Raw genomic sequence first — 17026 nt, forward strand, 5'->3', positions numbered from 1 at the left:
CCTTCGTCACCACGCTTCGTTGGAAGCGATCGCGGTGAGGAGGTGGCGGACCGCGTCGACGCGTCGGGCCGCTTTCCCTTCGAGCTGATCGAGCGCGCACTCCGGATCGGCGGGCGGGCCCAGATGGGTGCACCCGCGCGGGCAGTCTTCGATCGCCGCAGCCAGGTCGGAGAAGGCGGCCACCACATTCTCGGGGGAGATGTGGGCAAGCCCGAACGACCGGATTCCGGGGGTGTCGATCACCCAACCACTCGTCGGGAGGGACAGCGCGACGGATTGTGTCGAGGTGTGCCGCCCCTTCCCGACCCCGGACACCACACCCACCGCCCGATCGGCGTCCGGAACGAGCCGGTTGACCAGCGTGGACTTGCCCACACCGGAATGACCGATCAATGCGGTGAGCTTTCCCGACAACATGGTCATGACGTCGTCGACGGGATCGTCTCGTCCGGCGACCACCACGGGAACATCGAGATCCGCGAATGCACTCGCAAATTCCTCGGGCGGCTCGAGATCACTCTTGGTGAGGCAGATGATGGGGTTCAACCCGCCGACGTAGGCGGCGACCAGCGCGCGCTCGACGAAACCGGTGCGCGGTGGGGGATCGGCGAGCGCGACCACGATCAGCAACTGCTGGGCGTTGGCGACGACGATCCGCTCGTACGGATCGGTGTCGTCGGCCGTCCGGCGCAGAACGGTGGAGCGCTCGGCCACCCGCACGATCCTGGCGAGAGTGTCGGGCTTGCCGGAGAGATCGCCCACAACACTGACCTGGTCTCCCACCACGATGGGGGTGCGGCCCAATTCCCGGGCGCGCATGGTGACGATCAGGCGCTCTGGATCGCCGCCCAGTACGCAGCCCCACCGTCCCCGGTCCACGGACACGACCATCGCCGACTCCGCGCTCAGGTGCTCCGGTCGGGTCTTGGTCCGCGGCCGCGTCCCCCTACCCGGACGGACCCGCACATCGGACTCGTCGTACTCGCGGCGGCTCAGAAGCTCGCCTTCCGACCGGTGCCCGCAGCTGCGGTCACCATTGCGGCCCAGAGGTTTTCGAAGCCCGGCAGCGTCTTGGCCGTGGTGCCCACGTCCTCGATCGTCATGTCGTCGACGACGAGTCCGATGATGGCGCCTGCCGTCGCCATCCGATGATCGGCGTAGGAGTGCCACGTCCCGCCGTGCAGCGTCGTGGGAGCGATGGTGAGACCGTCCTCTGTTTCGGTGACATTCCCGCCGAGCGCGTTGATCTCGGTGGAGAGCGCTGCCAGCCGGTCGGTCTCATGACCGCGCAGATGCGCGATTCCCCGCAGATGGGAGGGCCCTTCGGCGAGGGCCGCCAGGGCGGCGACGGTGGGAGTGAGTTCGCCGACGTCGTGCAGATCGATGTCGATTCCGGTCAGTGTGCCCGGTCCGGTGACCGTCAACTCGTCGCCGTCGAGGCGCACCTGCGCACCCATGGCGAGGAGAATCTCGCGTATCGCATCACCGGGCTGCGTTGTGCGGCCGGGCCATCGTGGCACCGTCACCTCTCCGGAGGTGACCGCGGCGGCCGCGAGGAAGGCCGTGGCGTTCGACAGGTCCGGTTCGATCGCCCAATCGACGGCCCGGATCACGCCTGGGCTCACCCGCCACGTGTCGGCGTCACCGCCGCTTGCCGGCGTGGACACCGCGACACCGGCTGCGCGCAGCATCTCGACGGTCATCTCGATGTGGGGCATCGAGGGAACGGACTTGCCGTCGTGGTGCACGGTGACACCTTCGTCGAACGCAGCCGCAGACAGCAGCAGGCCCGAGACGAATTGTGAGGAACCGGACGCGTCGATCGTGACGTGTCCGCCTCGGAGCGAGCCGCGGCCTTCGACCGTGAACGGCAGTGCGTTCCCGTCGATGTCCGCGCCCAGGCTGCGCAGCGCGTCGAGAATGGTGCCCAAGGGGCGTGTGCGGGCCTGTTCGTCCCCGTCGAACCGGACCGTGCCCGACGCGAGTGCCGCCACCGGTGGCAGGAAGCGCATGACCGTGCCCGCCAGACCGCACTCCACCGATCCGCCGCGGAGGGGTCCGGGGGTGACCTCGAGCGTCGTGGTGTCGTCCTGCTCTTCGACAGTGGTTCCGAGAGTGCGGAGAGCGTCGATCATGAGGTCGGTGTCGCGACTGCGGAGCGCACCGCGCAAAGTCGAGGGGCCCTGCGCGAGCGCGGCGAGGATCAGTGCACGGTTGGTGATGGATTTCGATCCGGGCAGGACAACCGTCGCAACGACGGGCTCTTCGGCGCGGGGGGCTTTCCACAGGCTCAGGCTCACGGTCTCCATCTTCGCCTACGCGAGGGGTGAGGGACACGGCTGGGCGGCGTGTCGGGTGGGTGGATGGCCGGCTCGGCCCGGTGTCGGTGGTCCGTGCCACTCTGGTGGGTATGTGTGGCAGGTATGCGACCACTGCGGATCCGGCAACGCTGGCGACCGACCTCGATGCCATCGACGAGGTGGGGGAGGAGCCGGGTCGACCGGATTTCAACGTCGCCCCGACCACCGAGGTACTCACTGTCCTCCACCGTCACGACGCGCGTCGTGTCCGGCGGATGAGGTGGGGGCTCGTCCCGCCGTGGTCGAGGAAAGTCGGCGGCGGACCCGTCCTGTTCAACGCCCGCGCCGACTCCATCGACAAACCCGCGTTCCGGAACGCGTTCACCCACACGCGGTGTCTGGTGCCGATGGACGGGTGGTTCGAGTGGAAGAACGAACCCACGGGTGGCCAGGGACGAGCGTCGGGCCGAACCGAGAAGATTCCGTACTATCTGTCGCCGCAGGACGGGTCCCGTCTGTACGTGGCAGGGCTGTGGTCCGTATGGCACGACCGGTCGGTGCGCGACCCCGCACCCGTCCTGAGTTGCGCCATCGTCACGGTCGACTCCGCTGCCCAGTTGGCGGATGTGCACGACCGGATGCCGCTCGTGTTGCCGCGCGATCGGTGGGACGCCTGGCTCGATCCTCGGCAACCCGCATCGGCCGATCTACTCACGGTCTCGACCGAGGCCATCGCCGACATCGGGATCGTCCGGGTGTCGACGCGAGTGAACAGCGTCCGGAACAACGGACCCGAGCTACTCGAGCACGATCCGGGCACGCCCGACGAAGCACGGACAGGAGAGCAGCTCAGCCTGCTGTGACGGCGGCGACCACCGCTCCGCTCAGCCGCACCAGGTCGGCCGGCGCGAGTTCGATCTCCACACCCCGGCGTCCCGCACTGCACAGCACCCGATCCCAGTTCATGGCGGAGGCGTCGATCACGGTGGGAAGGATCTTCCGCTGCCCGAGTGGCGAGATGCCCCCGAAAACGTAACCGGTCGACCGCTCCGCCTCGCTCCGCTCGGCCATCACGGCTCTACCCGCCCCGAGTGCCGCCGCTGCGGCCTTCAGCGACAGCATGTCCGGCACCGGCACGACCGCGACGGCGAGCTTGCCGGTGTCGAGTTTGATCACGAGGGTCTTCAGAATCTGATGGGCCGCGACCCCTACCGTTTCGGCGAGCGCGTCGACGGCCTCGGAGCCGTACGACTCGGCGCGCGCGTCGTGCGCATAGCTGTGTACCCGGTGCGCGACGCGCTGTTTACCGAGCAGGGTGGTCGCGGGGGTCGCAGTTCCGGCCATGGATGAACACTGTGCCATCTCGTCCCGGCGGCCTCAGGAGTACGTCCCGGGAACACAGTCGGGGGCAGCCGTGTTGGTACGGGCAGAAGCAAGCGTCCAGTGAAGGGAGTGGTCCTACTCGTGATGGCCACGGTAGCGGAGCCCACGTCGCGTCTGCAGTTGGCGGTAACCTTGACGCCCACGGCGACCGAAGGGATCAGCGTGCACGAACATGACCGTCCGAAGGCAGACCGACCCGAGCCCCAGGACGAGTTGATCGCGCGTTTCGAAAGGGACGCGCTTCCACTTCTGGATCAGTTGTACGGTGCTGCGCTGCGGATGACGCGCAACCCTGCGGATGCCGAAGATCTGGTGCAGGAAACGTACGTGAAGGCATACACGGCATTCCGGTCGTTCCGTGAGGGCACCAATCTCAAGGCCTGGCTGTACCGGATCCTGACCAACACCTACATCAACTCGTACCGGAAGAAGCAGCGGCAGCCCGCGCAATACCCCACCGACGAGATCACGGACTGGCAGCTGGCCGCGACGGCAGAGCATTCGTCCACCGGTTTGCGGTCCGCCGAGGTGGAGGCGCTCGATGCCCTTCCCGACGACGACATCAAGGAGGCGCTGCAGGCGCTGCCGGAGGAGTTCCGGATGGCCGTCTACTACGCCGATGTCGAGGGATTCCCGTACAAGGAGATCGCCGACATCATGGGTACCCCCATCGGGACCGTGATGTCGCGTCTGCACCGCGGACGTAAGCAGCTGCGCGGCCTGCTGAGTGACGTCGCACGTGAACGCGGCTTCAACCGGGGTGACGGAGAGCTGCCGGCCGAGGCGGCCGTAGGTGCGGATCAGGAGGTTTCCCGGTGAGCGAGCAGGACGAATTCGAGCAGCTCGACTGCTCCGCGGTGATCGCCGACGTCTGGCTGATGCTGGACCGCGAATGTGATGCGGCCTCGCGCGCGCGGCTGCAGCGGCATCTCGACGAGTGTGGCTCCTGCCTCGAGGCCTACGGAATCGAGGAGAAGGTCAAGAGCTTGGTGAGCCGCAAATGCGGTGGCGAGCACGCCCCCGAAAGCCTGCGCCAACGGCTCTCCGTCGAGTTACGGCGGACCATCCTGATCACAGAGACCGAACGCGAGGCTTAGGCTTCAGACAAGCAATCAGGGGCCGGAAAGCGTGCTGCTTTCCGGCCCCTGATGTGCGTTCTACGGCGCGTCAGGCGTTGGGACGCTTGCCGTGGTTGGCGGCATTGCCCTTGCGACTGCGCTTCTTGCGACCACGCTTACCCATGAGTAGATCTCCCTTCTTTTCACTACAGTGTTCCACGTGTGGTTGGGTGTCTGTGCAACAGGGCTTTCTCGACCCCGGGAGTAAGGATCACGATGGCAGAAGACGTGCGCGCCGAGATGGTGTCGACGGTGTATCAGGTTGTGGTCAGTGCGGGTGACGAGGTGAAGGAAGGCGACACCCTCGTCATTCTGGAATCCATGAAGATGGAAATTCCCGTCATCGCCGAGGAGCCCGGCACGGTCACCTCCGTGGACGTCAAGGTCGGCGACGTGATCCAGCAGGGCGACCTCATCGCCGTCATCTCGTGAGCTGACCCGAAGTCCCCTCAGCCGATGTCCACCCTGAGCGATCTGCTCGCCGAGCACACCGATCTTCCCGGGTCCGCCGTCGATCACCTGCAGAGAGTGGTCGGGGAGTGGCAGCTCCTTGCCGATCTGTCGTTCGCCGACGTGCTGCTGTGGGTCGAGGATTCTGCGTCCCCGAAAGAAACGCGGACGGTGATCTGCGTCGCCCACTGCCGGCCCACCACCGCGTCGACCGCGTATCCCGAGGACGTCGTCGGAACGGTGGCCTCGGAGTCCCAGCATCCGCAGGTGTTGCAGGCCCTCGTCGAGGAGCGGGTGGTGCGGCCGACGGATGGTGGCACGCATGCCGGACTGCCGCCGCGGGGCGAGGCCGTCCCGGTCCGCTGGGGCAGCGAGGTGATCGCGGTACTCAGCCGGGACACGAACCTGTCGCATCAGCGGGCGCAGAGCCCGCTCGAAGTGGCCTACCTCGACTGCGCCGAAGACCTGTGCCAGATGATCAGCGACGGCACCTTCCCGATCCGGGAGTCGCGGTCGGACACCAATTCCAGTCCCCGCGCCGGCGACGGCTTCATCCGACTCGACACCGAGGGTCGCGTCGTCTATGCCAGCCCCAACGCCTTGTCCGCCTATCACCGCATGGGTCTGAGCTCCGACCTGGTGGGACGCAACCTGGCGGCCACCACGCGGTCACTGGTCACCGACCCGTTCGAGTCGCAGGAGGTTGCGGGCTATATCCGCGACACTCTTGCAGATATCCCCGGCAGGCGGATGGAGATCGAGGCGCGGGGAGCGACGGTGCTGCTGCGTGCGCTGGTCCTCAAGCCCGGTGGTAAAAGGGTGGGCGCGGCCGTCGTCGTACGCGACGTCACGGAAGTCAAGAGGCGCGATCGAGCGCTCCTCAGCAAGGATGCGACGATCCGTGAGATTCATCACCGGGTCAAGAACAATCTGCAAACTGTCGCCGCCCTGCTCCGATTGCAGGCGCGGCGCACCAACAACGAGGAAGCGCGCCAGGCGCTGACGGAATCCGTGCGCCGGGTCACCTCGATCGCGCTCGTGCACGACACGTTGTCGATGTCCGTGGACGAGGAAGTGGACCTCGACGAGGTCGTCGACCGGCTGGTGCCGATCCTGTCCGACGTGGCAACCGTGAGCACACCCATCAAGGTCCGGCGTGAGGGAAGTTTGGGGGTGTTCTCCGCGGAACGGGCCACACCACTCGTGATGGTCCTGACCGAACTCGTGCAGAACGCCATCGAGCACGCCTTCGAGCCCGGTGCGCCCGGAACGGTCACGATGCGCGCCGAGAGGTCCGCACGCTGGCTCGACGTGGTTATCCACGACGATGGGAAAGGCCTGCCGCCCGGTTTCAGCCTCGAACGTTCCGATCGTCTCGGCCTGCAGATCGTGCGGACGCTCGTGGCCGCCGAACTGAACGGTTCCCTGGGCCTGCACCCGGGAACGGACGGCGGAACGGACGCAGTGCTGAGGGTTCCGCTCGGCCGCCGCGGGCCTCGGTACTGGAACGCGACGTGACGGCGCACAAAAGCGGGACGGTGCACAAAGCAAGAGGCCCGGCACCATGTGGTGCCGGGCCCGTCTTCCTCGAAGTACTTCTATACGGTCGTGCGGGCCCGCGTGCGCGCGTTACGGCGCTTGAGTGCGCGTCGCTCGTCTTCGCTCATGCCGCCCCAGACACCGGCGTCCTGGCCCGACTCGAGAGCCCAGGAGAGGCATTCGGCGGTGACCGGGCAACGGTTGCAGACAACCTTGGCATCGGCGATCTGCGCGAGAGCCGGACCGCTGTTGCCTACGGGAAAGAACAACTCGGGGTCTTCGTCGCGACAGATTGCCTTGTGGCGCCAGTCCATCCTTCTGCTCCTTAACTGGGTGCGTAATGCACCGTTTTGTCTTGGTGAGTTCATCTGTGCGTAGAGAATGTTTCCGCACTGTTGCTTGTGAATGCTTTCACGAACTGGCGGGATGTCAATAGAAATCCGCCGCACCGTGGGGGAACTCACTTACTAAGGTCACCCTATGAGGCGCGCCGTCCTTTGTACCCCATGGCAGCCCGGCCCGCGAGGTGGAAAACCCGATTTCTCGAGGTCTGCTCAGGATTTGGGCGCAACCACGTCCAGGGCCTCCGGCACCGACACGAACTCGACGTCGTTGCACAGGCCGATGTAATCGCCGTCCATTTGGAGTCCGATCGGCCGGGACGCCGAGATGTGCACCGACGGCACGTCGTCGACCCTGATGAGCTTCTTCGCGCGCGGACTGACGCCGGGGGTCAACAACTGGCGGGCAACACGAAGTGTGGTGACGATCGACGTGGAGGTCATGGCGAAGACGCCGAGCCCACTGTCGTAATTCGTGTCCGGGTTGGTGTGGACCTCCCGTTTGTTCAGATACGTCCACGGACTGGCATTCGACACGAATGCGTAGTGGACGCCCTCGACCCGTTCCTGCCCGGGAACGTGCACCGTGAGCGTCGGCTCGGCGTTCTTCGACCGGAAGAAGACCCGGACCGCCGCCCGCACGTACTGGGCGGGTGTGGCCGGTCGGCCGTTCTTGCGGTGGGCGTCCACGGCCTCACAGACGGCGGCGTCCCACCCGAGACCCGCGTTGAACGTAAACCAGCGGTTGTCGCAGTGGGCCAGACCGATCCTGCGCAGCTCGCCGCGCGCCAGCAGGTCGATGAGCTGGTTGGTGGCATCGACAGGATCGGCGGCGATGCCGAGTGACCGGGCGAACACGTTCGCCGAACCTCCAGGTACGACGGCGATCGGCGGAACCAGTCCCACCGACTCGACTCGTGTCGACCCCGGCGGGGGAGTACCCAGGAGGCCGTTGACGACTTCGTTGACGGTGCCGTCGCCGCCGTGGACGATGATCAACCCCATTCCGTCCACACAGGCCTGCTGCGCAAGTTCGGCGGCGTGGCCGCGGTGCGTCGTGTGCGCCACCGTCAATCGCACTCTGCTCGACAGTGCATGGGCAAGGAGGTCGCGCCCGGCGGGGGTCGTCGAGGTGGCATTCGGATTGACGATCAGCAGCGCGCGCACAGGGACCAAGACTAGTGGGGCGTTGTGCGTCACCGTCCCGAGCCTGCCGGTGTCTCGGTGTTCTAGGCTTGCCGCGTGCCGAAGCCGCCTCTCAGCCAGTCCACGCCCGCAACGGTCCGCTCCGCGGGTGCACTGGTGTCCCTCGAGGGTGCCGTCGCCGTCGGGGTGGCCGTCGTGCTGGTCGTGCGTGGGCTGCTCGGCCACGATCAGAGTGTGAGCAGCGGCTACGGAACCGCGGCATGGTTCGCCATCCTCGGTGGCGCAGTGCTCGCCGCGGGCGTGGCGTTGATCTTCGGCAGGCGCTGGGGTCGGGCCATCGCGATCGTCGCGCAGTTGCTCCTGCTGCCGGTGGCGTGGTCGCTTCTCACCGATTCACACCAGCCCGTGTTCGGTGTCCTGCTCGGGGTCGTGGTGATCGGTGCTCTCGGCTGCCTGTTCAGCAGCCCCACGTCGAAGTGGATGGCCGCCGAATACGGTCAGGACGAATAACAGTCAGCTCACCTCGGATGCCAGCTTGCCCAATGGGTCCCCGGTGAGCCGGTAGGTGGTCCACTCGTCCTGAGGATGAGCGTCGAGCGATTCGTAGAACTCGATCGACGGAGTATTCCAATTGATCACCGACCACGACAGTCGCGTGTAGCCGTTGTCGATGCACTCCTTGGCGAGTGTGGCGAGCAGCGCTTTGCCGTGCCCGGCGCCTCGTTCGGAGGGGCTGACGAACAGGTCCTCGAGGTAGATACCGTGGGTGCCGTCCCACGTGGAGAAGTTGCGGAACCAGACTGCGATGCCGACCACGCGCCCGTCGTCGCTCTCGGCGACGTGCGCAAAGGTGGACGGCTGCGGTCCGAAGAGCGCATCCTGCATTTGCTCTGCCGTGACGGTGCACGCGTCGCGCGCCTTCTGGTGTTCGGCGAGCTCGTAGATCATGGCCGTGATGGCAGGGACGTCCTCGGGTCGTGCGCGTCTGATCATCGGGAACCTTCCTCGATCGTCACGTTGTGAGTGACCAGTTGTTGTGCGCCGTGCTCGAAACCCAGTATCGAGTAGGCGCCGGGCGACAGTGCGAATCGGCGCCCCTCGCTTACCGGCAGATCCGCCCACCGCGCGATGAGGGCGCGAGAGAAGTGGCCGTGCCCGACAAGGATCACGTCGCGGTCGGGAAGCTGCGAATGGGCAACCGAGAGGACGAGATCGCACCGGGCATGAATCTGCTCCGCCTGTTCTCCGCGCGGACAGGGATGAGTCCACACCGTCCAGTCGGGCACCTTCGTGCGTATGTCCGGCGTCGTCAGACCCTCGTAGGCGCCGTAGTCCCATTCGACGAGCGCGTCCCACGTGCGGTGGATCTTCAGTCCAGCGAGCTGAGCGGTGTCCTGGGCGCGGCGGCGGGGGCTGACGATCACGAGTGGATTGCGCAGTCCCAGAGCGTCGAGTGCGGTGCCCAGCGTCCGGGCCTGCCGTTCGCCCACGTCGGTGAGCGGGATATCCGTGCGACCTGTGTGTTTACCGGAACGCGCCCATTCTGTCTCGCCGTGCCGGAGGAGGACGATCCGACGTTCTGACGGCGAATCACTCGGTGGCATCCATCCATCATGTCAGTCGAATCGCGTGTAAGGCTCGCCTCGAGAGGCGAAGTAGGACAGGATCGAGCCGTGACAACGGTTCTTGCAGTGGCAAATCAGAAGGGTGGGGTCGCCAAGACCACCACCGTCGCCTCTCTGGGTGCGGCGCTCGTTGCGCTGGGCAACAAGGTTTTGGTGGTCGATCTCGATCCGCAGGGATGTCTGACCTTCTCCCTGGGGCACAATCCTGACCGTCTCGAGGCCTCGGTCCACGAGGTGCTGACCGGCGACCTCGCTGCGAAGGATGCCGTGATCCCCACCGAGGACGGTGTCGATCTGCTTCCTGCCACGATCGACCTGGCCGGTGCGGAAGCGTTGCTCCTGATGCGGCCCGGCCGCGAGTTCGCCCTCAAGCGCGCTCTGGCATCGCTTCTGGACGACTACGACACCGTCATCATCGACTGCCCGCCGTCGCTCGGGGTGCTCACGCTCAACGGTCTCACTGCTTCACAATCGGTGCTGGTCCCGCTGCAATGTGAAACGCTTGCTCATCGCGGTGTGGGCCAGCTGCTGCGGACGGTCCGGGAGGTCCAGCAGATCACCAACCCCGACCTCGTGCTGCTCGGTGCGCTGCCCACGCTCTACGACGCCCGGACGACGCACAGCCGCGACGTACTGTCCGATGTGTCCGACAGATACGATCTGCCGGTCCTGTCGCCGCCGATTCCGCGGACCGTCCGATTCGCGGAGGCGACGGCGTCCGGCGCCACCGTTCTGGCAGGGCGCAAGAACAAGGGTGCGCAGGCCTATCGTGACCTGGCGGACAACCTGGCGAAGCACTGGGCCGGGTCCGAGCTGGTCACGTTCTCGACTGGAAGTGTCGAGTAAGGTCCTCAGGGGTCGGGGTCCAGGCCGCGGGCCAATCCTGTTGCCGGAGTAGTGCATCGGTGCCGCCGTCGGCGAAAACGACACTTCCGCAGAGCAGCGTGGACCCCGGTCCCACCAGGAACTCGACCACGGCTGCGATCTCCTCGGGCCGGCCGCGGCGTCCCAGTGGTACGGGGTAGAAATCCAGGGCTTTCGCCAACTCGGGGTCGAGGTCGGGTCCGTTCGTCATCGGTGTGTCGATCATCCCGGGTGCGACGGCGTTGAGGCGGATTTTCCGCCCGATCCATTCGGCGCGGACGGCTTCGCGCCGGACCCACCAGGCCAGCGCCAGCTTGGACGCCGGGTATGCCGGAATGGCGGTGGCCTCGTTCCCGAGTTCCAGAGCTCTGGCCTCGTCGCCATTGAGGCATGCGGCTACGAGGTGTTCCGAGATGCCCGGCTGGGTGGTAGTGCTGCTCGACGAGATCACGACCACCGACGCACCCTCGGCCCGCTCGAGCGCCGGCCGCAGTCCGGTGGCGAATTCGACAGCGCCGAAGTAGTTGACAGCGACGAGTGTCCCGCCGGGAGCGTGGGAGAGCGGTCCGAGTCCCGCACAGCACACGAGCCCGTGCACCACTCCGTCGCTGACCTCGGTAACTGCCGCCACCGCCGCGGACCGGCCTTCCGGGGTCGACAGGTCGGCGACGACGTCGGTGTTCGCGAGGTCGACACCGATGACGGTGTGACCGGCAGAGGTGAGTAGCTGATCGGTGGCGGCGCCGATGCCTGACGCGGCGCCCGTGATCACATAGGTTGCCATGAGGGAATTAGAACATGTTACAGCTCTCGCGCGGGCGGGAGTTCTGCTTGGAAGCGGGCCACTTCCCGCTGACCGGACGCGTCGTGTGTGTGCTCATTCGTCCAAGCCCCTGGGGTTCGGCCACGCTACCGTCGCAGGCATGACGCCACCGAGCACAATCCCGAAAATACGGGCGCAACCGCTCGTCTCCGTATCCGACGTCGAACGGGCCGCCGACTGGTATTGCCACGTCCTCGGAGCGGTGAGCGGCCACGGGGGAAGCGAGTACGAGCAACTTCTCGTCGACGGAGTTCTGATCCTGCAATTGCACAGGATCGACCTCGGCCACCATCATGGCGCGCTGTGTGACCCGGCGTTGCCGAGGGGTAACGGGGTGGCGATCTGGTTCGAGGCCGGTGACTTCGACGATGTGCTGACGCGAATACGAGATTCGGAGGTCGACGTCGTCACCGACGTTCACTTCAATCCCAATGCGGGCCACCGGGAGATCTGGTTGCGTGACCTCGACGGCTACCTTGTTGTGATCGCGGAATCCTCCACCCCGTCAGCGTAGGACGGTGATCCGGTCGCCACGTTGCTCGATGACGAGGTCGCCCGCCACAGCGGGGGTGATCGGTCCCGTACCGGGATCGCGTTCGACCGGAATGGTTCTCAGCCGCGCACCCGTCGACAGGTCGAGAACAGCGATCCCGTTGTCGACCGGGACGAGGAGGCTGCCCGCCATGACGGCCCCGGGACCCAGGGCGCCAGGAAAGCTCCACCGTGGCGCAAGATCGGCTGCGCCCAAAGACACGACATCGGAACCCGTCCACCACGTGATGACGGAACTGCTTGCCGCAGTGACCGAATCGGGCCCGACTGCAGTGGTGAGAGAGTACTCGGAGACTGCGTTGCCGGTGCCGTCGAACAGACCGATCCGCGGACCGGTGGACTTCCCGCCGGGTAGATAAGCGGCAATGGTTTCACCGGACACGCCGAGAACCCGAGCACCCTCGACCCCTGCCTCGACGCCGGCGAGGACCCTGGACCCGTACTCTTCGGGCTCTTGATTGTCCTTCGGTGACGGGTTCATGACGGTCAGTCGGTCACCCTCCTCGCCGGGGCAACGCTCGAGCACGGCGAGCCGGCTACTGCTGGAACCGGCGTCGAGCAACGTGCATCCGCTGCGAGGCTGTTTACCGGGGTTGACGGGTGCGCCGACGTGGCCGTATTCGACGGTGCGCACTAAATCGGAGCGCCACAGCTCGAGGCGGCTGTTCCCACGCGCGGTGACATAGGTTCCATCCGCCGACAACATCACCTCGGGGTCGGCGTCACTGGAACGCTGCGCTACCCGGGCACCGGTGCCGCCGTCGAGTTCCGTCACCTGAGAGCACCCTCGCTCGTCGCGGTAGACCGCCACGACTTTGTCCCACGAGGCGGTCACACCGCACAGCTCACGATCCCGGGAGTACCGCCACAGCTCGTCACCGGACGTACGGTCACGTCCGACGACGTCACCACCGTCCGCGGTCACCACGGCGCCGGCGACGACGAGAGGTGCAGTGGTGACGGCGCTCGACGCTTCCCACAGCGGATCGAGATTCTCGGGCACGGCCAGAGCCGTGACGAGTGCAGAGGGCGGCCCGGCCGCCGTCACCGAAGTGGTGCCCCGGGCGTCGCTACGGAACCACACGACGACCAGGGCGACCGTCACGATCAGTGCGATTCCGGCCGCGACGGCGAGATCGGCGCGCGAGCGCCGCTCAGGTGCGAGCACGGTAGTAATTTACTCCGCGTTCGTCGTGGCGCCGACCTTCGAGGTCCGGCGGCGACGACGACGGCGCGGCGTGGATGCGCCGTCACCCTCGGTGTCGCCGGAAGCAGCGGATTCGGGGGCCGTCGTCTCAGCTGTGACCGACTTGGGGCCGACGCTGTCGGCAGGATGCCCACCCCGTGTGCGGCGCCGGGTACGGGTGCGAGTCGGGCGAGGAGCCCGCTCGGTGATTTCGTCGTCCTCGACGGGCGCAGGCTTCTCGGCTTTCGCCACCGGAGCCGCCTTCACCGAGCCGGTCGCCTCCGCCGGGATCGACAGCTCTTCGTACAGGTGGGGTGAGCTGGAGTAGGTCTCGACGGGGTCGGGGATGTCGAGGCCCAGGGCTTTGTCGATGAGCTGCCACCGCGGAATGTCGTCCCAGTCCACCAGCGTGACCGCGATGCCGGTGCGGCCCGCCCGGCCGGTGCGGCCGATCCGGTGGACGTACGTCTTCTCGTCCTCCGGGCACTGGTAGTTGATGACGTGGGTGACGTCGTCGATGTCGATGCCGCGGGCCGCGACGTCCGTTGCGACCAGTACGTCGATCTTGCCTGTGCGGAACGCCTTCAGCGCCTTCTCACGAGCGACCTGATTGAGATCGCCGTGGACGGAGCCCACGGAGAAACCGCGCTCGGCGAGATCGTCGGCGACCTTCTGGGCGGTGCGCTTGGTGCGGGTGAAGATCATCGTCGCGCCGCGGCCCTCAGCCTGCAGCACGCGGGCCACCATCTCTGCCTTGTCGAGCGCGTGCGCCCGGTAGATGTGCTGGCTGGTCCGGTCGTGCACCGCAGAGTCGTCGGCCTGCTCGGCGCGGATGTGCGTCGGCTGGGTGAGGAACGTGCGGGCCAGCGTGATGATCGGACCCGGCATGGTCGCCGAGAACAGCATCGTCTGACGCTTGTCCGGCACCATCCCGAGGATGCGCTCGATGTCGGGCAGAAAGCCCAGGTCGAGCATCTCGTCGGCCTCGTCGAGAACGAGGACCTCGACCTTGCCCAGGATCAGATGACCCTGGTTGGCGAGGTCGAGCAGGCGGCCCGGGGTGCCCACGACGACGTCGGCGCCCCTCTGGAGCGTTGCGATCTGCGTTTCGTAGGGGCGGCCACCGTAGATGGCGAGAACCTCGAGCTTGTTCTTCTCGCCCTTCAGGTACTTCGCCGCGTTGTCGAGGTCCTTGGTGACCTGGATGCACAGCTCGCGGGTCGGCACGATGACCAGTGCCCGGGGGGTGCCGTCGAGCTTGGCCGTTCCGGTGGTGCCACTGGAGATGCGGTGGAGCAGCGGGACACCGAAACCGAAGGTCTTTCCCATGCCCGTGCGGGCCTGACCGATCAGGTCGTCGCCTGCGAGGGCGAGCGGCAGGGTCAGTTCCTGGATGGCGAATGTGCGCTCGATGCCCTGCTCGTCGAGAGCCCGGACGATTTCGTCACGAACACCGAGTTCGGCAAAGGTGGGAGCAACGTGAGTGGAGTCGAGCTGCGCAGACAGCGTGGTCTCGGTCGCGTCGTCTTCATGGTCGACAGTGATCTTGCTCAGGGGACTAGCCTTCCTCGTAGCTGCACGCACGCACGAGGTAAGGGCCAGGCCGCTGTTCGGCCCGATTTCCCAGTCGACGCTTGTCGAGGTCCTCTTCCGAGTGATCCTGCCTCTGCCTCAGCGCGGAAATTCGAAGAATTTCGGCGAGGCGCGGCTGGGACCGTCGATCAGGTGCGCGCACATTATCGGTGGAGAACCGCTGACCACATCGTGAACGCGATCAGTGCCGGACCGGCGTTCGATGGTGACGAACGTGGCGACGAGCGGTTATCCACCATCATTGTAGCCGGACAACGCCCGCTCGCCGGTTGCTCATGGGGAATGTCACTCCCCGACGCACTAGGCTGGGGCGCCATGGAGCCCAACACGCCTGCCTCGTCGAACTCGACCATTCCCGCTGATCACCCCGGTGTCAGCGAACTCTTCGCGGTCCTTGCATACGGCGAGATCTCCGCCTTCTACCGGTTGTCCGAGGACGCGCAGATGGCGCGAACCCTCGAGGGCAAGGTCGCGCTCGCCAGCATGGCAGCCGCCGAAATGGGCCATTTCGAAATGCTCGAGCGCGCGTTGACCGCGCGCGGATTCGACATCTACGAGGCCATGGACCCGTTCGTGCGCGCGTTGGACAACTACCACGCCTCGACGACGCCCTCCACCTGGCTCGAGGCGCTCGTCAAGGCCTATGTCGGTGACGGAATCGCCGCCGACTTCTACCGCGAGATCGGCCATTCCCTGCCCGCCGAGGCGGCCGGAACGGTCGAAGAAGTGCTGTCACAGACGGGCCACTCGGAGTTCGTCGTACACGAGGTGCAGCGGGCGATCGCCGCCAGCAACCGGGACAAGGACCGCCTCATGCTGTGGGGCCGGCGTCTGCTCGGTGAAGCGATCACGCAGGCGCAATTCGTGTTGGCGCAGCGCGAGGCGCTGACCGATCTCGTGATCTCCGCGTCGGGAGACCTCAATGGTGTCGTCGCCTTGTTCGACCGCATGCAGAAGATGCACGCCGAGCGCATGGCGGTGCTCGGTCTCGTGTGACATCGCCCCGTGCGGGCGCCCTGTTCGCTCAGGGCACAGCGCACCTGCGCGCCCCGGCGGGGCCGACTGCATTAGCCTGGCCGGGACAGCTGATGTTTCTCGGAGAGTTCGGAGGTTGACCGTGGAGGTCAAGATCGGTGTAATCGACAGCCCACGTGAGCTCATCGTCAGCAGCGAGCAGACCCCGGACGAGGTCGAGACATTGGTCTCGGGCGCCCTCGGCGGCGGTGACGGGATCCTGTCTCTGCAGGACGACAAGGGACGCAAGTTCCTCATCCAGGCGGCGAAGATTGCGTACGTGGAGATCGGTCCGTCGGATATCCGCAAGGTCGGGTTCGCTCCCACTGCGTGACGGTGTGCGAAGGGCCCGCAGCCGGTTCGGCTGCGGGCCCTTCTCGTACACCGAGGCTCTAGCGCTGCTCAGGATGCAGCGGCACGCGGGACAGACCACCCCACGCCAGGGTGACGGTGGTGTCGACCGCTTCTTCCTTGGGAATGGGACGCGCTGCTTCGAGCCAGTAGCGCGCCGTGAACTGACTTGCGCCGACCAATCCCACGGCCAGGATGCGGGCGCGATAGGGATCGAGACCGGAGTCGTGACTGACGAGGTCGAAGACGGCGTCGACGCACGCCTCGGTGGCCTGCTCGACACGGCTCTGAACCTGAGGTTCTCCCATCAGGTCCGACTCGAACACCAACCGGAAGCCCTGCGAATCGTTGTCGACGAAGTCGAAGAACGCCTGGACCGCCGCACGGACGCGCTGCTTGTTGTCGGTGGTCGATCGCAATGCCTGACGGACACCCGAGATCAGGCTGTCGACATAGCTCTGCAGAACGGCGACATACAACTCGAGCTTGCCGGGAAAGTGCTGGTAGAGGACGGGCTTGCTGACACCGGCGCACTCGGCGATCTCGTCCATACCGGCAGCGTGGTACCCGCGCGTGACGAAGACCTCGCTGGCTGCAGCGAGTAGCTGCAGTCGCCGGGCGTCGCGGGGGAGGCGCGTACTGCGCCGCGGCCCGTTACCCTTTCCGGTGGTGGCGTCGCGATCGGAGTTCGTCCGATCTGCGAGTTCAGTCATAGCGCTTTCCAATCTGCACAAGTATTCC

General features: G+C 66.3%; 21 protein-coding genes. 10 read left to right on the forward strand and 11 right to left on the reverse strand.

Going from position 1 to position 17026, the window contains the following annotated elements:
- Nucleotides 1-6 precede the first annotated feature (6 nt).
- Nucleotides 7-996 (reverse strand): ribosome small subunit-dependent GTPase A, encoded by a 990-nt coding sequence (gene rsgA, locus HYG77_RS28080; RefSeq protein ID WP_109335200.1) that lies wholly within the window; start codon nt 994-996, stop codon nt 7-9.
- Nucleotides 993-2309 carry a 3-phosphoshikimate 1-carboxyvinyltransferase gene (aroA, locus tag HYG77_RS28085; RefSeq protein ID WP_109331252.1) on the reverse strand — a complete coding sequence of 439 codons (1317 nt, stop codon included), beginning with the start codon at nt 2307-2309 and terminating at the stop codon, nt 993-995. Before aroA ends, rsgA begins: the two co-directional genes overlap by 4 nt.
- 101 nt (nt 2310-2410) lie before the next feature.
- Between aroA and HYG77_RS28090 the strand changes: the two genes are divergently transcribed.
- A complete protein-coding gene (locus tag HYG77_RS28090) occupies nt 2411-3163 on the forward strand; it encodes an SOS response-associated peptidase (protein WP_208961260.1) in 753 nt (250 codons plus the stop codon).
- On the opposite strand, the gene ybaK is transcribed toward HYG77_RS28090, so the two are convergent.
- Nucleotides 3150-3644 (reverse strand): Cys-tRNA(Pro) deacylase, encoded by a 495-nt coding sequence (ybaK, locus tag HYG77_RS28095; RefSeq protein ID WP_109331250.1) that lies wholly within the window; start codon nt 3642-3644, stop codon nt 3150-3152. The genes HYG77_RS28090 and ybaK overlap by 14 nt on opposite strands.
- Nucleotides 3645-3767: 123 nt before the next feature.
- Between ybaK and HYG77_RS28100 the strand changes: the two genes are divergently transcribed.
- From HYG77_RS28100 to HYG77_RS28115, 4 genes are all read left to right on the forward strand, one after another.
- Nucleotides 3768-4502 carry a sigma-70 family RNA polymerase sigma factor gene (locus HYG77_RS28100; protein ID WP_109335199.1) on the forward strand — a complete coding sequence of 245 codons (735 nt, stop codon included), beginning with the start codon at nt 3768-3770 and terminating at the stop codon, nt 4500-4502.
- Nucleotides 4499-4780 (forward strand): mycothiol system anti-sigma-R factor, encoded by a 282-nt coding sequence (gene rsrA / locus HYG77_RS28105; RefSeq protein WP_109331247.1) that lies wholly within the window; start codon nt 4499-4501, stop codon nt 4778-4780. The genes HYG77_RS28100 and rsrA overlap by 4 nt, the downstream gene beginning before the upstream one ends.
- Before the next feature lie 237 nt (nt 4781-5017).
- Entirely contained in the window at nt 5018-5233 is a 216-nt protein-coding gene (locus HYG77_RS28110) for a biotin/lipoyl-binding carrier protein (RefSeq protein WP_005240095.1), read from the forward strand.
- 24 nt (nt 5234-5257) lie between these two features.
- Nucleotides 5258-6769 carry a histidine kinase N-terminal domain-containing protein gene (locus tag HYG77_RS28115; RefSeq protein ID WP_208961261.1) on the forward strand — a complete coding sequence of 504 codons (1512 nt, stop codon included), beginning with the start codon at nt 5258-5260 and terminating at the stop codon, nt 6767-6769.
- Nucleotides 6770-6849: 80 nt separating this feature from the next.
- Here the strand turns inward: HYG77_RS28115 and HYG77_RS28120 are convergent, their stop codons facing one another.
- Nucleotides 6850-7104, reverse strand: a complete 255-nt coding sequence (locus HYG77_RS28120) for a WhiB family transcriptional regulator (protein ID WP_005240099.1) — start codon at nt 7102-7104, stop codon at nt 6850-6852.
- Between the two features lie 240 nt (nt 7105-7344).
- Nucleotides 7345-8298 carry a diacylglycerol kinase family protein gene (locus HYG77_RS28125; protein ID WP_208961262.1) on the reverse strand — a complete coding sequence of 318 codons (954 nt, stop codon included), beginning with the start codon at nt 8296-8298 and terminating at the stop codon, nt 7345-7347.
- Between the two features lie 75 nt (nt 8299-8373).
- On the opposite strand from HYG77_RS28125, the gene HYG77_RS28130 reads away from it, so the two are divergent.
- Nucleotides 8374-8787 (forward strand): hypothetical protein, encoded by a 414-nt coding sequence (locus tag HYG77_RS28130; protein WP_109331244.1) that lies wholly within the window; start codon nt 8374-8376, stop codon nt 8785-8787.
- 3 nt (nt 8788-8790) lie between these two features.
- On the opposite strand, the gene HYG77_RS28135 is transcribed toward HYG77_RS28130, so the two are convergent.
- Complete coding sequence (locus HYG77_RS28135; RefSeq protein WP_208961263.1) at nt 8791-9270, reverse strand: GNAT family N-acetyltransferase; 480 nt, start codon at nt 9268-9270, stop codon at nt 8791-8793.
- Nucleotides 9267-9881, reverse strand: a complete 615-nt coding sequence (locus tag HYG77_RS28140) for an acid phosphatase (protein ID WP_109331234.1) — start codon at nt 9879-9881, stop codon at nt 9267-9269. Before HYG77_RS28140 ends, HYG77_RS28135 begins: the two co-directional genes overlap by 4 nt.
- Nucleotides 9882-9950: 69 nt before the next feature.
- Here HYG77_RS28140 and HYG77_RS28145 point away from each other — a divergent pair, with 69 nt between their 5' ends.
- Nucleotides 9951-10748, forward strand: coding sequence for an AAA family ATPase (locus HYG77_RS28145; RefSeq protein WP_109331233.1), 798 nt, complete (start codon nt 9951-9953; stop codon nt 10746-10748).
- Here HYG77_RS28145 and HYG77_RS28150 read toward each other — a convergent pair.
- A complete protein-coding gene (locus tag HYG77_RS28150) occupies nt 10720-11550 on the reverse strand; it encodes an SDR family oxidoreductase (protein ID WP_208961264.1) in 831 nt (276 codons plus the stop codon). The two genes, HYG77_RS28145 and HYG77_RS28150, sit on opposite strands and share 29 nt — an antisense overlap.
- A gap of 139 nt (nt 11551-11689) precedes the next feature.
- Between HYG77_RS28150 and HYG77_RS28155 the strand changes: the two genes are divergently transcribed.
- A complete protein-coding gene (locus HYG77_RS28155) occupies nt 11690-12103 on the forward strand; it encodes a VOC family protein (RefSeq protein ID WP_208961265.1) in 414 nt (137 codons plus the stop codon).
- Here HYG77_RS28155 and HYG77_RS28160 read toward each other — a convergent pair.
- Entirely contained in the window at nt 12095-13309 is a 1215-nt protein-coding gene (locus HYG77_RS28160) for a hypothetical protein (RefSeq protein WP_109331227.1), read from the reverse strand. The two genes, HYG77_RS28155 and HYG77_RS28160, sit on opposite strands and share 9 nt — an antisense overlap.
- 9 nt (nt 13310-13318) lie before the next feature.
- Nucleotides 13319-14911 carry a DEAD/DEAH box helicase gene (locus HYG77_RS28165; protein ID WP_208961266.1) on the reverse strand — a complete coding sequence of 531 codons (1593 nt, stop codon included), beginning with the start codon at nt 14909-14911 and terminating at the stop codon, nt 13319-13321.
- Nucleotides 14912-15235: 324 nt separating this feature from the next.
- On the opposite strand from HYG77_RS28165, the gene HYG77_RS28170 reads away from it, so the two are divergent.
- Entirely contained in the window at nt 15236-15916 is a 681-nt protein-coding gene (locus tag HYG77_RS28170) for a ferritin-like fold-containing protein (RefSeq protein WP_208961267.1), read from the forward strand.
- Between the two features lie 121 nt (nt 15917-16037).
- Nucleotides 16038-16268, forward strand: coding sequence for a DUF3107 domain-containing protein (locus tag HYG77_RS28175; protein ID WP_109331225.1), 231 nt, complete (start codon nt 16038-16040; stop codon nt 16266-16268).
- 58 nt (nt 16269-16326) lie between these two features.
- Here the strand turns inward: HYG77_RS28175 and HYG77_RS28180 are convergent, their stop codons facing one another.
- Nucleotides 16327-16998: a TetR/AcrR family transcriptional regulator gene (locus tag HYG77_RS28180; protein WP_109331224.1), complete on the reverse strand. Its 672-nt coding sequence runs from the start codon at nt 16996-16998 to the stop codon at nt 16327-16329.
- Nucleotides 16999-17026 lie beyond the last annotated feature (28 nt).

Source organism: Rhodococcus sp. ZPP, from assembly GCF_017656075.1.
GTDB classification, from domain to species: Bacteria; Actinomycetota; Actinomycetes; order Mycobacteriales; family Mycobacteriaceae; genus Rhodococcus_F; species Rhodococcus_F oxybenzonivorans.

What these genes read in the sequence shown, in the direction of transcription:
- HYG77_RS28110 (WP_005240095.1), top strand. Translation starts at nt 5,018, where the DNA reads ATGGCAGAAGACGTGCGCGCCGAGATGGTGTCGACGGTGTATCAGGTT.
- ybaK (WP_109331250.1), bottom strand. Translation starts at nt 3,644, where the DNA reads ATGGCCGGAACTGCGACCCCCGCGACCACCCTGCTCGGTAAACAGCGC.
- HYG77_RS28100 (WP_109335199.1), top strand. Translation starts at nt 3,768, where the DNA reads ATGGCCACGGTAGCGGAGCCCACGTCGCGTCTGCAGTTGGCGGTAACC.
- HYG77_RS28150 (WP_208961264.1), bottom strand. Translation starts at nt 11,550, where the DNA reads ATGGCAACCTATGTGATCACGGGCGCCGCGTCAGGCATCGGCGCCGCC.
- HYG77_RS28090 (WP_208961260.1), top strand. Translation starts at nt 2,411, where the DNA reads ATGTGTGGCAGGTATGCGACCACTGCGGATCCGGCAACGCTGGCGACC.
- HYG77_RS28180 (WP_109331224.1), bottom strand. Translation starts at nt 16,998, where the DNA reads ATGACTGAACTCGCAGATCGGACGAACTCCGATCGCGACGCCACCACC.
- HYG77_RS28155 (WP_208961265.1), top strand. Translation starts at nt 11,690, where the DNA reads ATGACGCCACCGAGCACAATCCCGAAAATACGGGCGCAACCGCTCGTC.
- HYG77_RS28135 (WP_208961263.1), bottom strand. Translation starts at nt 9,270, where the DNA reads ATGATCAGACGCGCACGACCCGAGGACGTCCCTGCCATCACGGCCATG.
- HYG77_RS28120 (WP_005240099.1), bottom strand. Translation starts at nt 7,104, where the DNA reads ATGGACTGGCGCCACAAGGCAATCTGTCGCGACGAAGACCCCGAGTTG.
- HYG77_RS28115 (WP_208961261.1), top strand. Translation starts at nt 5,258, where the DNA reads ATGTCCACCCTGAGCGATCTGCTCGCCGAGCACACCGATCTTCCCGGG.
- HYG77_RS28170 (WP_208961267.1), top strand. Translation starts at nt 15,236, where the DNA reads ATGGAGCCCAACACGCCTGCCTCGTCGAACTCGACCATTCCCGCTGAT.
- HYG77_RS28140 (WP_109331234.1), bottom strand. Translation starts at nt 9,881, where the DNA reads ATGCCACCGAGTGATTCGCCGTCAGAACGTCGGATCGTCCTCCTCCGG.
- aroA (WP_109331252.1), bottom strand. Translation starts at nt 2,309, where the DNA reads ATGGAGACCGTGAGCCTGAGCCTGTGGAAAGCCCCCCGCGCCGAAGAG.